The 15,624-nt window shown below is 65.0% G+C and carries 15 protein-coding genes and 1 riboswitch; all 15 genes read left to right on the top strand.

Features of this window, described 5'->3' with window-relative positions; translation table 11 throughout:
- Positions 1-122: 122 nt before the first annotated feature.
- The 15 genes from FHS96_RS08990 (at position 123) to FHS96_RS08920 (ending at position 15,325) form a co-directional block, all read left to right on the top strand.
- Positions 123-1,364 carry an NADH:flavin oxidoreductase gene (locus tag FHS96_RS08990; protein WP_429589489.1) on the top strand — a complete coding sequence of 414 codons (1,242 nt, stop codon included), beginning with the start codon at positions 123-125 and terminating at the stop codon, positions 1,362-1,364.
- A complete protein-coding gene (locus FHS96_RS08985; RefSeq protein WP_429589486.1) occupies positions 1,354-2,130 on the top strand; it encodes an SDR family oxidoreductase in 777 nt (258 codons plus the stop codon). The genes FHS96_RS08990 and FHS96_RS08985 overlap by 11 nt, the downstream gene beginning before the upstream one ends.
- Positions 2,127-3,218 carry a DUF1214 domain-containing protein gene (locus FHS96_RS08980; RefSeq protein ID WP_429589483.1) on the top strand — a complete coding sequence of 364 codons (1,092 nt, stop codon included), beginning with the start codon at positions 2,127-2,129 and terminating at the stop codon, positions 3,216-3,218. Before FHS96_RS08985 ends, FHS96_RS08980 begins: the two co-directional genes overlap by 4 nt.
- On the top strand, positions 3,211-3,681 hold the full coding sequence (locus FHS96_RS08975; RefSeq protein ID WP_429589480.1) for a nuclear transport factor 2 family protein: 471 nt from the start codon (positions 3,211-3,213) through the stop codon (positions 3,679-3,681). The genes FHS96_RS08980 and FHS96_RS08975 overlap by 8 nt, the downstream gene beginning before the upstream one ends.
- Complete coding sequence (locus FHS96_RS08970; RefSeq protein WP_429589477.1) at positions 3,678-4,832, top strand: acyl-CoA dehydrogenase family protein; 1,155 nt, start codon at positions 3,678-3,680, stop codon at positions 4,830-4,832. The genes FHS96_RS08975 and FHS96_RS08970 overlap by 4 nt, the downstream gene beginning before the upstream one ends.
- Positions 4,833-4,842: 10 nt before the next feature.
- Positions 4,843-5,547: an EthD domain-containing protein gene (locus FHS96_RS08965; RefSeq protein WP_429589474.1), complete on the top strand. Its 705-nt coding sequence runs from the start codon at positions 4,843-4,845 to the stop codon at positions 5,545-5,547.
- A gap of 104 nt (positions 5,548-5,651) precedes the next feature.
- Positions 5,652-6,158, top strand: a complete 507-nt coding sequence (locus FHS96_RS08960; protein WP_429589471.1) for an SRPBCC domain-containing protein — start codon at positions 5,652-5,654, stop codon at positions 6,156-6,158.
- Entirely contained in the window at positions 6,155-6,625 is a 471-nt protein-coding gene (locus tag FHS96_RS08955) for a nuclear transport factor 2 family protein (RefSeq protein ID WP_429589468.1), read from the top strand. The genes FHS96_RS08960 and FHS96_RS08955 overlap by 4 nt, the downstream gene beginning before the upstream one ends.
- On the top strand, positions 6,622-7,161 hold the full coding sequence (locus FHS96_RS08950; RefSeq protein WP_429589466.1) for a nuclear transport factor 2 family protein: 540 nt from the start codon (positions 6,622-6,624) through the stop codon (positions 7,159-7,161). Before FHS96_RS08955 ends, FHS96_RS08950 begins: the two co-directional genes overlap by 4 nt.
- Positions 7,158-7,541 (top strand): EthD domain-containing protein, encoded by a 384-nt coding sequence (locus FHS96_RS08945; RefSeq protein ID WP_429589463.1) that lies wholly within the window; start codon positions 7,158-7,160, stop codon positions 7,539-7,541. Before FHS96_RS08950 ends, FHS96_RS08945 begins: the two co-directional genes overlap by 4 nt.
- A gap of 138 nt (positions 7,542-7,679) precedes the next feature.
- Positions 7,680-9,488, top strand: a complete 1,809-nt coding sequence (locus tag FHS96_RS08940) for a peptide MFS transporter (protein WP_429589460.1) — start codon at positions 7,680-7,682, stop codon at positions 9,486-9,488.
- Positions 9,478-10,887 (top strand): amidohydrolase, encoded by a 1,410-nt coding sequence (locus tag FHS96_RS08935; protein ID WP_429589457.1) that lies wholly within the window; start codon positions 9,478-9,480, stop codon positions 10,885-10,887. The genes FHS96_RS08940 and FHS96_RS08935 overlap by 11 nt, the downstream gene beginning before the upstream one ends.
- Positions 10,884-12,185, top strand: a complete 1,302-nt coding sequence (locus FHS96_RS08930; RefSeq protein WP_429589454.1) for an amidohydrolase family protein — start codon at positions 10,884-10,886, stop codon at positions 12,183-12,185. The genes FHS96_RS08935 and FHS96_RS08930 overlap by 4 nt, the downstream gene beginning before the upstream one ends.
- Before the next feature lie 74 nt (positions 12,186-12,259).
- A complete protein-coding gene (locus FHS96_RS08925; RefSeq protein ID WP_429589451.1) occupies positions 12,260-12,976 on the top strand; it encodes a DUF2490 domain-containing protein in 717 nt (238 codons plus the stop codon).
- Positions 12,977-13,123: 147 nt separating this feature from the next.
- Complete coding sequence (locus FHS96_RS08920) at positions 13,124-15,325, top strand: TonB-dependent receptor domain-containing protein (protein ID WP_429589448.1); 2,202 nt, start codon at positions 13,124-13,126, stop codon at positions 15,323-15,325.
- A gap of 132 nt (positions 15,326-15,457) precedes the next feature.
- Positions 15,458-15,555: riboswitch (glycine riboswitch) on the top strand.
- The last annotated feature ends 69 nt before the right edge of the window (positions 15,556-15,624 follow it).

The following is a 15,624-nucleotide window of genomic DNA, read 5'->3' as shown; positions in this document are numbered from 1 at the left end:
GGAGTCAAAGCCCTCGCTCGATATCGGCGGTTTGGCGCGACGGTCGGTCGTCTGGCTTGCCGCGCTCGCCCTCACCTTAACCCCTCCCCTGAAGGGGAGGGGCTTCGAAGGGAGCTATCCCAATGAGCATCGCATTCACGCCGATAAAAGTCGGCCCCGTCACGCTGCCCAACCGCTTCATCCGCTCGGGCGCGAACGAAATGATGACGCGCAACTCCGTCCCCACCAGATCGCTACTCGAATTCCACCGTCGCCTCGCCGCCGGCGGCGTCGGCATGACCACGCTGGCCTATATCGCGGTTTCGCCTGATGGACGGACCTTTGCCAGCCAGGGGGTGATGAACGCGACCAGCGTGCCGCATTATCGTGCGATCGCCGATGCCGTGCATGCCGAGGGCGCCTTGATCTCGGCGCAGATCACCCATGGCGGCAGCTTCGTGCAGCACAAGGAATTGTCGACGCCGCGGGCGATGTCGTCCTCGGGCGGGATCGACAAGATGGGCGTGCTCATGGGCCGCTATTTCCAGCGCCAGATGAACCGCGCGGACATGGATCAGGTGCGCGACGAGTTCGTCGCGGCGGCGCGGCTGGCGGTGGAGGCGGGGTTCGATGCGGTCGAACTGCATATGGGCCATGGCTATCTGCTCAACCAGTACATCTCGCCGCTCTCCAATAAGCGGCGTGACGATTATGGCGGCACCGCCGAGAAGCGGGTGCGCTTCCCGGCAGAGGTGCTGGCGGCGGTGAAGCAGGCGGTTGGCGCGCGCATCGCGGTGCTCGCCAAGATGAACCTCTATGACGGCGCCAAGGGCGGCGCGACGGTGGAGGACGGCATCGTCACCGCACGCGCGCTCGAGGCAGCGGGCGCGGACATGCTGGTGCTGTCCGGCGGGCGCAACATCGAGTCCAGCTATGTGATGTTCTCCAGCCCGCTGCCCTATGACGATCTCGCGGCGATGCAGCCGGGCTGGCTTTCGAAGCTGCAGTTCAAGCTGCTCAAGATGGCGACGCCCAAGACGGTGCGCTTCTCCGAACTCTATTTCCTCGAGGCGGCGCGGCAGGTGCGCGCGGCGGTGACCTGCGGCCTCGGCTATCTCGGCGGCGTGCTGTCGCTGCCGGCGGCCGAACTGGCGCTGTCCGAGGGCTTCGAGGCGGTGGTGATGGCGCGCTCGCTGGTCCACGATCCGGATCTGGTCGCGCGCTGGCGCGAGGATGCCGCGCACCGTTCCGGCTGCACCGCGTGCAACCGCTGCGTTGCATTGATGTATGGCCCGTCGGGCACGCACTGCCCGGTGACGGCGAATGAGATCGACCCAAAACTCAACAGGATATGGGCGGGAGAGGAGATGGCTGATGCTGCTTAAGGACAAGGTGATCGTCGTCAGTGGCGTAGGCCCCGGCATGGGGCAGTCGCTTGCCAAGATCGCGGCGGCGGAGGGGGCGAAGGTCGGCCTCGGCGCGCGCAACAAGGCGTTCCTCGACGAGGTGGTCGCCGACATCAAGGCGAAGGGCGGGGAGGCGATCGCCTTGCCGACCGACGTGACCAACGCCGATCAATGCCGCGCGCTCGCGAAGGCGACCGAGGATGCGTTCGGCAAGATCGATGGGCTGATCAATTCCGCCTATATGCACGGCGAATGGCTGCCGACCGACATCGCCGATGTCGAGGAATATGCCTCCGTCTTCAACGTCAATTGCGCCGGCGCGCTGCGCATGGCGCAGGCCTGCCTCGAGGCGCTGAAGGCCTCGAAGGGCGCGATCGTCAACGTCTCGACAATGTCGACGGTCAATCCCTTCCCGGGCGAGGGCGCCTATTCCGCCGGCAAGGGCGGCATGAACGCGCTGACCCGGCACATGGCCAAGGATTTCGGCAAATATGGCATCCGGGTGAACGTCACGCGGATGGGCTGGATCGGTGGCGCGCCGGTGTGGGGCCATATCGACCGCGAGGTGGCGGGTGGCCGCGACCGTGACGAGGTGGTCGGCGAGATCACCGCGCGCATCCCGATCGGCATCATTCCGCCTGAAGAGGATTGCGCCAAGGCGGTGCTGTTCATGGTCTCCGACTATGCCAAGGTGGTCTCCGGGGCGTCGCTCGACGTCAATGGCGGCCAGTATATGGCGCCATGAGCCGGGGTGGGGATCGCGTCGCGCCGGGCGAGGCCTGGCGCGACTTCTGCCGCCGGCTGGAGAAGACCGGCGAACTGGTGTTCAACGCCGAAGTCGCCGGTTCGCCGATCGACCAGGCGGAGGGCTATCGCTATCTCTCGCGCCTGCTGCGCATCGCGCTCGACATGCATATGGAGAATGCGGACACCGATTTTCCGTCCTTCTACCAGGCATCGCATCCGACCGCGAAGATCGGCGCCGACAATCCGGACAATCTCTACCTCAACGCCTCGATCGACGGCGCGCGGCGCTATCGCATCACCGGCAAGCGCGGTACCGTTCCGATCCTGAGCTTCGGCACCAAGGCCAATCGCTATGCGGTGGATGGCACGATGGCCTCGACCGGGGAGATCGATTCCGCCAACATGCATTTCGAGGCAGATGGGAGCTTCGAGATCATCGCCTCCAAGGATCATGCCAATGGCAATTGGCTGAAGCTTGCCGACGACAGCTCGATGCTGCTCGTCCGCCAGACCTTCCTCGATCGCGACAATGAGGTGCCGGCGACGGTGAAGATCGAGGCGATCGATCCGCCGCGCGCGACGCCGGAGCCGCTGACGCTGGCCAAGCTTGAACAGGGCTTCACCAAGGCGGTCGCCTTCGTCGAGGGCACGGCGAAGACTTTTCTGCGCTGGACCGACCTGTTCAAGGCGGAGCAGCTCAACCAGCTCGCCACCACCGACCAGACGATGTTCTTCAAGGCCGGCGGCGATCCGACGATCTTCTACTTGCACGGCTATTGGAAGCTGGAGCCCGGCGAAGCGCTGGTGATCGAAACGCCGGTGCCCGATTGCACATTCTGGAACTTCCAGCTCGACAATATCTGGATGGAATCGCTCGATTACCGGTTCCATCGCGTCCATGTGAACAAGCATAGCGCGAAGCCCAATGCGGATGGGTCGGTGACGATCGTCGTCGCCGCGCGCGACCCCGGCCATGGCAACTGGGTCGACACCGCCGGGCACGACCAGGGCACGATGCTGCTGCGCTGGACCGGTGCCAGCGAACATCCCGTTCCCCAGACCAAGGTGGTGAGACTCGATGGCTGATCTGGAAACCCGCATCGCGCGGCTGGAGGCGGAGAGCGAGATCCGCAAGCTCAAGGCGCGCTATCTCAACGCCTGTGACGCCAAGGATGTGGACGCGATCCGCGCCTGCTTCACCCCCGATGCCGAGCTGGATTATCAGCCGGTCGGCAAGTTCGGGCCGGACGGACTGATCGAGGCGTTCACCCAGATCGCGGTGAACAGCCCGATCGTCGACGTCCACCAGATCCACAATGGCGAGATCGAGATCCTCGATGCCGACAATGCGACGGCGCGGTGGAGCCTGGGCTTTTCGACCTATGATCCACGTGCCGGCAGCTTCCGCCTGATCGGCAGCTTCTATCATGACGAATATGTCCGCACCCCGGCGGGTTGGCGGGTCTCGAAATCGACGCATGAGCCGCGCACGATCGTCGACGGCACGATCGGCGAGCGGGGCGTTTCTGCGCGGTCGATCCTCGGATGAGCAACCTGCTCGATGAGGCACGGGACTGGCTGACCGCCGCGCTCGACGGGCCGTTCGCGGATCTGCGCGGCATTGCCGATCTCTCCAGCGCCTATGACCGGCGCAAGGCGTGGGAACTGGCGCTGGGCGAGGCGGGGCTGGGCGCGGTCGGCTGGCCGGTCGCGCATGGCGGGCGCGGCGCGACGATCGCTGAGCAGGTTGCGTTTGCCGAGCTCTACGCACGGCTGCGTGCGCCCTCGCGGCTCAGCCATATCGGCGTCGAACTGGCGGGGCCGACGATTATCGCCTTCGGCAGCGAGGCGCAGAAGCAGCGCTTCCTGCCGGGCATCGCCTCTGGCCGCGAACTCTGGGCGCAGGGGTATTCCGAACCCAATGCGGGGTCGGACCTCGCCAATGTCCGTACCCGCGCGCGGCTGGTCGGCGGGCGCTGGGTGATCTATGGGCAGAAGATCTGGACGTCGCTGGGGATGATTTCCGATTGGGCGTTCGTCGTCGCGCGCACCGAGGAGGGGAGCAAGGGGCCGAAGGGATTGTCCTACCTGCTGGTGCCACTCGACCAGCCCGGCATCACCCGTCGCCCGATCCGCCAGATGACGGGGGAGGCGGAGTTCGCCGAACTCTTCTTCGACGGCGCGGTAACCGATGCCGACAATATCGTCGGTAGCCCGGGACAGGGCTGGGGCATCGCGATGGCGACATTGGGGTTCGAGCGTGGCGTCTCTACCGTCGTCCAGCAGATGCAGTTCGGCAATGAACTCGCCGCGCTGATCGCCACCGCACGCGCCAACGGTGCCGACCACGATACCGGCTTGCGCCGCCGGATCGCCGATGCCTGGATCGGGCTGGAGGTGATGCGGCACGGCCTCGTCCGCACCTTGTCAGACGAGGCGACCGAGGAACTGGGCGAGGAGGCGCTGACCTCCAAGCTTTACTGGTCGCGCTGGCACCGCGATCTCGGCGATCTGGCGATGGATGTGCAAGGGCTGGCGGGGCAGGTGGCGGAGAGCGACGAGTATCGCTTCAACCCGCTCACCCACATGTATCTCGCGAGCCGTGCGGACACGATCTACGCGGGATCGAGCCAGATCCAGCGCAACCTGATCGCTGAGCGCGGCCTGGGTCTGCCGCGCGAGCCGCGCGGGGACCGTTGAGGGGACGGAGATGGAAAAGCTGATCTACGCCCTCTGGCGCGATGAGGCAGAGCCGCGCGTGGCGTTCAACGATCGTCTGCTGGGCGCCGTGGCCGCGGAACTCGCGCCGCACACCCGCGCCTTGCGGATCAACGTGCAGGACGAAAGCGTCGCCACCGGCAGCAGCCCCCATTTCATCGTCACTCAGCCGCAGATGGAGGCGATGGTGCAGATGTGGGTCGATACCGCTTATCCTCCGGCGCGAGCGCCGATCGAGAAGGCGCTGGCCCGGGTGGCACCGCGGTACGAGGGCTGGCTGGTCAGCGAATCGATCCCGCTGCCCAACAGCGCCTGCCCGCCAGGCCTGCCCACCGACGGCTTCGCGCAGGTGGTGTTCATCGAGAAGCCGGCGGCGCTCGATCATGAGACATGGCGGCGTAACTGGCAGGACGGGCACACCGACGTCGCGGTCGAGACGCAGAGCAACTTCGAATATGTCCAGAACCTGGTGGTGCGGCCGCTGACCGAAGGGGCTGGGCCCTATGCAGCGGTGGTCGAGGAGTGTTTCCCGCTGGCGGCGCGTACCGACAAGGCGCTGTTCTACGATGCGGTCGGCGATGCGGCGCGACTGGAGGCGAATGAAGCGCGGATGATGGCGAGCTGCGCGAATTTCATCGGCGAGAAAGGCTGCGACTGCATCCCGATGCGGCAATATCAGATCAAGCAATTTGCGTAAGTGATCGGCTGGATGCGTTACGCAAAGCGTTGACGCGTGTCGGCGATGATCCGAATATCGAGCGACAGCCCGGCACGAACCGGCGAGGCGAGGAGATGATGCACATGGCCGACGATCTGAACCTGCCCGATTACCCCGAGGATAGCACCGTCCGGTCCGAGGTGGTGACCATCGACGCGCCCGCCTCGGTGGTGTGGGAGGTGCTGACCGACATGCCCAATTATGGCGCGTGGAACCCGTTTTGCATCGCTGCGGAATCGACGCTGGAGATGGGCGCGCCGGTGTATATGACGCTCGCTAATTATACGATGCCTGGCGAGACCGCGCAAAACCTCGAATATGTCTGCGCCAAAATTCCTGAACGGCTGATCTCGTGGGAGTTGAAGGATAATCCGGCCTGGCCCTATCCGGCCCGGCGCGATCAGATCATCGAGGCGCTGGGGCCGGACAAGTGCCGCTATTGGTCGACCGATGCCTTCTTCGGGCGGAACGGCATTCATGTGATGCGCTTTTGCGGCCCTTGGGTGACCCGCGCGTTCAACGACACTGCGCGCGCACTGAAGGCGCGGGCGGAGGCGATCCATGCCGGGCGGCAGGCGGCCGCGGCATGAGCCTGCGGCTGGAGGATATCGAGCTCATCCGCCGGCTGAAATGCACCTATTCACGGGCGATCGACACCGGCGACATGGCGACGGTGAAGAGCCTGTTCACCGAGGATGCGACGGTCGACTATCGCGGCGGCAGCTATCATGTGCAGCTTTCCGGTCGCGCGGCGATCGTCGAGGCGCTGGCGGGCATGTTCGTGTCCAGCTTTGTCGGCTCGCACACCGTCCATATGCCTGTGATCGACGTCCATGACGATGATACGGCGGACGGCACCTGGACGCTGATCGACTATGCGCTGAACCTGGCGGAAGGCAACAAGACCACCGTCGGCACCGCGATCTATCGCGACCGCTATGTGAAGCGGGACGGTCGCTGGCTGATCGCGCAAAGCGAATATGACCGGGTCTATGAGCGCGTCTATACCGATCCCGCACCCGGCCTGACCGCGCATTATCTGGCGACGCAGGCATGAGCCCCGATCCCGCGGCGCTGCAGGAACTGCTCGATCGCGAGGCGATCCGGCAGCTCATCACCACCTACTGCAACGCCGCCGACCGCCATGACCATGAAAAGATGCGCAGCCTCTATCATGAGGATGCGATCGACGAGCATGGCCACATGTCCAAGGGGCCGGCGATGGATTTCATCGACAAGCTGCCCGAGATCCAGGCGCCGATGGAGATCCTCCATCACAACGTCACCACCATCAACATCGCTCTGGACGGCGACCGGGCGGAGGGCGAGGTCTATCTGATCGCGCTGCACCGGGTGAAGGGGGCGGAGGGGCCGTTCGACGTGCTCGTCGGCGGCCGCTATTTCGACAAATATGAGCGGCGCGAAGGCCGCTGGAAATTCGCGCATCGCGCGATCGTGGCAGATTGGGCCAATATCCATTCGCCCTCGATCGTCGATCTGGAGCATCCATTCCTCCACGGCGCTTATATCGGCAAGCCGGGCCCCGAAGATCCTTCCTATGCCTTCTTCGGTCTGTTGGGACGCGGCGCATGATCAAGTCGATAGCCCTGCTGCGCCGGCGCGCGGATCTCAGCCGTGAGGCGTTCATCGCCTATTATGAGCAGAACCACGCGCCGCTGATCCTGTCGCTGATGCCCGGCATCGTCGACTATCGCCGCAACTTCGCGACGTTCGACGGCGCGTTCGTCAGCGATGGCGCCGCGCCTTTCGATTTCGACGTGGTGACGGAATTGTGGTTCGCTGATCAGGTCGCCTATAACGCCGCGATCGCCGTCGCGACCGCGCCCGATGTGGCGGCGCGGATCGCCGCGGACGAGGAGAATTTCCTCGATCGCACGGGCACGCGGATGTTCGTGGTGGAGGAGCGTCGGAGTGCCGTCGCACCGGTCATGCCGGTATCCGATCATCCTTGAAGCACCGCCGGGACGGGAAGGACACCGTTCCGAAGCGGAGCAACAATATTCTTCACAGACGCAATTTCGTCGTTAGGCTACCCGCCATGCACCGGCTTCGAAAAGCCGGAACCAATGGAATTCGGGAGTCGCCACTACATGGCAGAAACGAAAGGGGAGGCAGGTACGCCTCCGGTCGAGTTGTCCGCTGTTCCGCTGGACGGCGGGCGGACCTGGTTCGGCCATCCGCCGCAGCTTGCCCGCCTGTTCACGATCGAAATGTGGGAGCGGTTCGGCTTTTACGGCATGCGGGCGCTGCTGACGCTCTATCTCGCTAACCATTTCCTCTTCTCGCAGGGCACCTCCAACGGCCTCTACGGCGCCTATACCAGCCTCGTCTATCTCACCCCGCTGATCGGCGGCTGGGTTGCGGACCGCTATCTCGGGTCCAAGGGCGCGGTGAAGCTGGGCGCGGTGCTGATGTCGATCGGTTATTTCACGCTCTGCTTCGGTGGTCAGCAGGCCAAGCCGCACGCGATCATCGACGGCCAGCGCTATGAGGTGGTGATCGGTGGCGAGCGCGGCCAGGAAGCGCCGCCGCAATATGCGGTGGTGGACGGCCGGCAGCTCCAGATCCGCGGCAATGATGACAAGACGGTGTCGCTGCTGGCGGCAGACGGCACCGAGGCGCGCAAGATCCCCGCGGGCAATTTCCGCTCGGATGCGGATCGCTCGCCCTTCTTCGTGCTGGTCATGCTGCTCGGCCTTTCGGCGGTGTCGATCGGCAACGGATTCTTCAAGCCCAATATCTCGACAGTCGTGGGCACGCTCTATGCGCCCGGCGATCGGAGACGCGATGCCGGCTTCACCATCTTCTACATGGGCATCAACGTTGGCTCGCTGCTCTCGCAATTCGCGTGTCCGCTGCTCGCGGTCTATGTCGGCTGGTGGGCGGGCTTCCTGCTCGCGGCCCTTGGCATGCTGTGCAGCTGGGCGCTGGTGCAGTTCGATGGCGGCAAGCTCGATGGCTATGGCGAACCGCCCGCGGGCGTGGCGGATCGGCGGCTGCTGATCATCGTCCTCGCGGTGCTGGCGATCCCGCTGATGTACTTCCTTTTCTCCAACGTACTGGCGAGCGGCGATGCCGCGACCAAGGCGGCGCAGGAAGGTGCTGGCGTGCTCGGCTATATCCGCTCGCTGCCGGTGCTGGGGCAGTTGATGTTCGGCAGCTTCCTGCTCGCGGTGATCGGCATCCCGATCTGGGCGTGGCGGATCGGCAACGCCCAAGAATTCCAGATGATGATGGTCGCCATCATACTGGTGGTGTTCAACGTCGTGTTCTGGACCTTATTCGAGCAGGCCGGATCCTCGCTGACCTTCTTCGCGCAGAGCAACACGGAACTGCAGATCGGCGCCTACACCATGCCGGCAGCGCAGGTGCAGGTGTTCAATCCGCTGTTCATCGTGATGTTCGCGCCGGTGATGGGCTGGCTGTGGGGCGTGCTCGGCCGTAAGCGGCTAGAACCCTCGATCCCGGTCAAGTTCGCGCTGGCGCTGGTCGGCGCGGGCGCGGGCTTCCTTGTGCTGGTGTTCGGCACCCAGTTTGCGGGCGACAATTTCAAGGTTGCGCTGATCTGGGTCGCCGCCACCTATCTGATCCACTCGATCGCTGAACTGTGCATCTCGCCGGTGGGGCTTTCGATGATCACCAAGCTCTCGATCGCCCGCGTGGTCGGGCTGATGATGGGCACCTGGTTCCTGTCGATCGCGGTCGCGCAATATGTCGCTGGCATCGTCGCCCAGTTCGCCAGCGTGGAGACGGTCGGCGGTCAGGTGACCAACCTCAAGGTCTCGCTGGATACCTATACCGGCGTGTTCCAGACGATCGGACTGATCTCGGTCGGCATCGGCGTCCTCCTCCTCATCCTCTCTCCGCTGATCAAGAAGTGGATGCACGGTGTTCAATAAGCTCACCACCGTCCTCGCGATCGCCTTGCTAATCGGTGGCCCGGCGACGGCCGCGAAGAAGAAGAATGATGCCTCCAGCCGCGCCGAGCGCGCGGCGCGGGCACCCAATCCCGATCCTTTTCCGTCGACCTACAAGCGCTATCCCAACGCGCCGACATTGGTCACCAACGTCAAGATCTTCGACGGCGAGGGCGGACGTATCGACAATGGATCGGTGCTGTTCGCCGACGGCAAGATCGTCGCGATCGGTGCCGACGTCGCGGCGCCCGCTGGCGCCACGGTGATCGACGGTCGCGGCAAGGTGCTGACGCCCGGCATCATCGACGTCCACAGTCATCTCGGCGACTATCCGTCGCCCGGTGTCGAGGCGCTGTCGGACGGCAATGAGGCAACCGGCCCGGTCACCGCTGACGTCTGGGCGGAACATAGCGTCTGGCCACAGGATCCGGGCTTCAGCCGGGCGCTCGCCAATGGTGGCGTGACCACGCTGCAGATCCTGCCCGGTTCGGCCAATCTGTTCGGTGGCCGTTCGGTCACGCTGAAGAATGTCCCCGCGCGCACCATGCAGGGCATGAAGTTCCCGGGTGCACCCTACGGGCTGAAAATGGCGTGTGGCGAGAATCCCAAGCGCGTCTATGGCTCAAAGGGGCGCCAGCCTTCCACGCGGATGGGCAATGTTGCTGTCGATCGCCAGACCTGGGCGAAGGCGGCCGAATATAAGCGCAAGTGGGACGAGTATCTGGAAGATGGCGGCGACGTGCCCAGCCGCGACATCGCGATGGACACGCTGGCTGGCGTCCTCTCGGGCGATATCCTCGTACACAACCATTGCTACCGTGCCGACGAGATGGCCATCGTCATGGATATGGCCAAGGAGTTCGGCTACCACGTCACCGCTTTCCACCACGCGGTGGAAGCCTACAAGATCGCCGATCTGCTGAGGCAAAACGAGACCTGCGCGGCGGTGTGGGCCGACTGGTATGGCTTCAAGATGGAAAGCTATGACGGCATCCGCGAAAATCTCGCGCTGCTGCAGAACCAGGGCGCCTGCGCCATGATCCATTCGGACGATCAGGACGGCATCCAGCGGTTGAACCAGGAGGTCGCCAAGGCGCTGTTCGCCGGGCGCCGAATGGGCATCGATATTTCTGATGAGCTGGCTTGGACGTGGTTGGCGATCGGCCCCGCGAAGGCGCTGGGCATTGCCGATCGCACCGGTAGCCTCAGGGCGGGCAAGATGGCGGATGTCGTGCTGTGGAACGGTGATCCGTTCAGCGTCTATAGCCGCCCCGAAAAGGTCTGGGTCGATGGCGCGCTGCTCTATAACAGCAGCGATCCGAAGCGCCGGCCGGTGTCCGACTTTGAACTCGGCATGCCGGGTGAGGGAGATGTGAAATGAAGGCCGCGCTTCTCGCCGCAGCGGCGGCGCTGGCTCTCGCCGCCAGCCCTGCCGTGGCGCAGACCATCGCCTTCACAGGTGGCACCGTGGCCGTCGGCGATGGCTCCGCGCCGATCGAGGGCGGCACCGTCGTCATCAGCAATGGCAAGGTCGTCGCCGCAGGCAAGGATGTGCCGGTGCCCGCCGGTGCGAAAGTGATCGACGCCACCGGCAAATGGGTGGCGGCTGGTATCGTCGCGGGGATGAGCACGCTCGGTATTTCCGAGGGCTATGGCGTCGATACGATCAACGATGCAGTCGCCGCCAAATCTCCGTTCAGCGCGGCTATCGACGTGGTGCCGGCGATCAATCCAGCCTCGCCGCCGATCGGCAACGAACGCGCGGGCGGCGTGACCCGCGCGATCATCGCGCCGGCCACCGCCAGCTCGATCTTCGCCGGCATGGGCGCGGTGATCGATCTGGGGGCGGACAGCGATCCGGTGACCCGCGGCCGCGCGTTCCAATATGTTGAGCTGGGCGAGACCGGCAAGGACGCGGCCGGCGGCAGCCGCGCCGCCGCGCATGTGCTGTTCCGATCGGTGCTGCAGGAGGTGCAGGATTATCGCCGCGCTCCCGCCGCGTTCGGGCAGAGCGGCCAGATGCTCAAGCGCGCCGACGCCGCCGCACTGGTGCCGGTGCTGGACGGCACGATGCCGCTGCTCGTCCATGTCGAGCGCGCCAGCGACATCCGCCAGACATTGGCGCTGAAGAAGGAGTTCCCGACGCTCAGGCTGGTGCTGGTCGGCGCCACCGAGGCGTGGCTGGTGGCGACCGAGATCGCGGGGGCGCGGGTGCCGGTGATCGCGGCAGCGCTTGCGGATCTGCCGGCCTCGTTCGAGATGCTGGCGGCGACTGAATCCAATGTCGGCCGCCTGACCCGGGCCGGTGTGGTCACGGGTATATCCACGCTCGACATCGGGCCGCCGCCCCAGCAGCGCAACCTCACCCAATATGCCGGCAACCTCGTCGCCATCGCGCGCGTGCCCGGTGCGACGGGGCTCGACTGGGGTGCGGCCTTCGCGTCGATCACGTCGAAACCGGCGGCGGCGGTGGGGCTCGATGGCGAGATCGGCTCACTGCGCCCCGGCCGCCGTGCGGACGTGGTGGTATGGAGCGGTGATCCGCTGGAATTCTCGTCCGAGGCCGAGGCGGTGTTCATCGATGGCGTGCAGCAGCCGTTGAACAGCCGCCAGCACAAGCTGCGCGATCGCTATCGCAGCGCCGCGGAAGGGGAGCTGCCCAAGGCCTATGAGCGCTAGGACGCGCAACCACTTTTAACGTCGCCGGCCGGGTGAATGGCGTACAACGCCATAGGTTGCCCGGCAGGTGACGTATGCAAGCCTTGATCGTCGCGCCATCCTTCGGGCTGGCGCCCGCGCTTTCGATCCTTGTGGCGCTGGGTGCATGGTCGTGCCCGACGCAATCCGGTGCGCAGACGATGCACAGTGATGCGCAGGCCTGGCCGTCGCTAACCGTGGTCGTGCCGGTCGCCAAGCGGCTCGATCTCAGGGCGGACGCGGTGCTGCAGCTTACCGACGATGGATCGCATCTCGGGAGGCAACTCTATCGGGCTGTTCTGCTCGTCCGGCTTGACGACGATCTGTCAATCGGCGGCGGCTATACCTGGACGCGCATCGACCCCGGCGCCGCACCCGCGCAGGTCGAACATCGCGCGGTGCAGGATATCGTCTTCCGCAAGGCGGTGGCACCGGGCGGGCTGACCCTGATGTTACGAAGCCGGCTTGAAACGCGCGTGCGAGAGCGCCGCGATGGCGTGTCGTGGCGGCTGCGGCAACTCACGAGGCTGGAGGTCCCGGTGACGCGAAGCGGTGTCCGCGCTGTGGCCTGGAACGAATATTTCCACGGTTTTAACCGCACCGAATGGTCGGGACCGGCGGGGTCGGCGCTGATGCTCAGCTTCGTCGGTGTGCAGGTGCCGGCGGGACGACGCGTCGTGGTGGAGCCCGGCTACCTCAACCAGACCGGCTTCGATGCGGGGCGCAACAGCGTGCGCCATGTCGCATCCGTCACGGTGGTTTTGCGACTGTAAGCGCTCGAGATTGTATCAAAGGATGGCTTTGTGACAAATATTGTCTCAGCTTTTCCATATCTTATTCCGAATTGACCCCCTGTTGCGGCTGAGGCAACTGCGCCTCGGGCGTTTGATAATCAATTGCATTAGCTAAGGGGGTATAAGATGCTTCGCTTCTCCGAACGGCGTTCGCGCCGAACGATGACGCGCGCCAGCATGGTCGCGATCACGCTGTTCACCGCGTCGCAGGCAGCGGCGCAGGATCGCACGCGCACCGTCAATGATACGGCGGCGGAGGATGCCGAGCGCGACGACGGCAAGCGTCGTTCGGGCGTCGCGACGAGCGGGGATGAGATCGTCGTCACCGCCGCCGGTTTCGAGCAGAAGCTGGTTGATGCCCCGGCGAGTATCAGCGTGATCGGCCGCGAGGAATTGCAGGAGCGCCGCTTCGGCAGCCTTGCGGAAGCGCTGGTCAACGTCGAGGGCGTCGATGTCGGGCAGACCGCGGGCAAGACCGGGGGCCTCAACATCTCGATCCGCGGCATGCCGAGCGACTATACGCTCGTCCTGGTCGACGGCCGCCGCCAGAACGCGCCGGGTAATGTCACCCCCAACGGCTTCGGCGAGACCTCGACGAGCTTCCTGCCACCTTTTTCGGCGATCGACCGGATCGAGATCGTCCGCGGACCGATGTCCACGCTGTACGGTTCGGACGCGATGGGCGGCGTCGTCAACCTGATCACGCGCAAGGTTGGTGCGCGCTGGGCGGGCACCGCCACCGCCGAGACGACGCTTCAGGAAGACAGCGATTTCGGCAATCAATATTCGGGCAACGCCTATTTCCAGGGGCCGATCGTCAAGGATCTGATCGGCCTCACCGTGCGCGGTTCCTATTTCTACCGCGAGGCCGCCGACCTCAGCTACGACGATGTATCGGGCGACCCGGTGGAGGTCAGCAAGCGCGGGCCGAGCCCGGTGGAATCGGAAATCTATACCGTCGGCGGTCGAGTGACGCTTACCCCGCATCCCGATCATGACGTCTGGTTCGAGGCGGACTTCAACCGCCAGTGGTACGACAATTCGGATTCTCAACTCGGCACCGGCACGGTGCAGGGCGGCTATGGCCCGGAAATGAAGTTCAACCGCGACAATTATGTGCTGGCGCATAGCTGGCGCGCCGGTTTCGCGATGATCGACACGACGCTGACGCGCAATATCACCGAGACGTTCGGCCGCACCATCCCGCCCGGCACGCCCGGCAAGGTGGCGGGCGAAGCGCGCGAACTGAAGGCGACCAACACCATCGCCGACACCCGCGCGATCATCCCGCTCGATCCGCTCACTGTCACGGTCGGCGGCCAATATTGGAAGGCGGAGATGGTCGATGGCGTCGCAGTCGACAAATATGAGTTCGTGCAATGGGCGCTGTTCGGCGAGGCGGAGTGGAAGATCATTCCCGATCTCTCGCTGACGGTGGGCGGCCGGTACGACGACCATGAGACGTTCGGTGGCAAATTCTCGCCGCGCGCCTATGCGGTGTGGTCGGTCACCGACGCGTTCACCGTGAAAGGCGGCGTCAGCCGCGGCTTCAAGACCCCGCGGCTCGACCAGATCGCGCCCGGCATCGTCGGCTTCGGCGGGCAGGGAACGATCCCGCAGATCGGCACGCCGGGGCTGAAGCCGGAAACCAGCACCTCGGCCGAATTCGGCGTCTATTATGACGATGGCGGCTTCTTCTCGGGCAACGTCACCGTCTTCAACAACGAGTTCAAGGACAAGATCGCCGCCGGTACGCCGATCCCGAACTGCACCTGGTCCGTCCAGCGCGATCGGCCGGGCTGCCTCAACCTCGGCGAATTCCCGCGCGCGGAGAATTTCGGCCAGACCGTCAATGTCGACGAGGCGGTGACCCGCGGCGTAGAGGCCGCAGTGCGCTTCGAGTTCTCGCCCGAAGTGACGCTCGGCCTCAACTACACCTATACAGAGAGCGAGCAGAAGAGCGGGGCCGAAGCTGGCGAGCCGCTGGTCAACACCCCCAGGCATATGGTGAACGGCAATCTGCGCTGGCGCGTCACCGACAAGCTGGCGACGTGGCTGCGCGCCGAGATCCGCTCCAGGCGCTATCGCGGCGCCGGCGCGGCGCAGGACGCGCTGGGCAGCTTCAAGGGCTATTCGCAGTTCCACCTCGGCGCGAACTACGAACTGACCCCGGTCGTGCGGCTGGGCGCTGCGGTCTACAACGTGTTCGACAAGGATTTCACCGGCTACCTGCCTTACGAGAGCAGTGGCGCAGTGACCTATACCTCGGCCTATGCGAACCTTATGGAACCACGGCGATTGTGGTTGTCGGCGACCGTGGATTTCTGATCCATCCCGCTGACGGTGGGCGGGGACGAAGGACACCAATCCACCGCCCCCGCACACCGCGTCGCAACATCGCGATTGACTCGAATCATGCGCCGGGCCAAGCGTCGGCCCGTCGCCACCGGTCAAACGGTGGATGGACGCGCGGGAGAGCGTGGTGCCGGTTCGCCGGTGTCGCCGCCGAAGGAGCAACCGCCCCGGAATCTCTCAGGTCAAAGGACCGCGCGGACAGTCGACACTCTGGAAAGCGTCCGGTGAAAGCCGGGCCACCGAAGGGGTAAGCCCGGCACGTCCGGGTCAAA

This window comes from Sphingomonas zeicaulis (assembly GCF_050433225.1).
Taxonomy (GTDB): domain Bacteria; phylum Pseudomonadota; class Alphaproteobacteria; order Sphingomonadales; family Sphingomonadaceae; genus Sphingomonas_D; species Sphingomonas_D zeicaulis.
The sequence above is the reverse complement of the archived record's forward strand: the minus strand, read 5'-3'. Positions and strand labels throughout refer to the sequence as shown.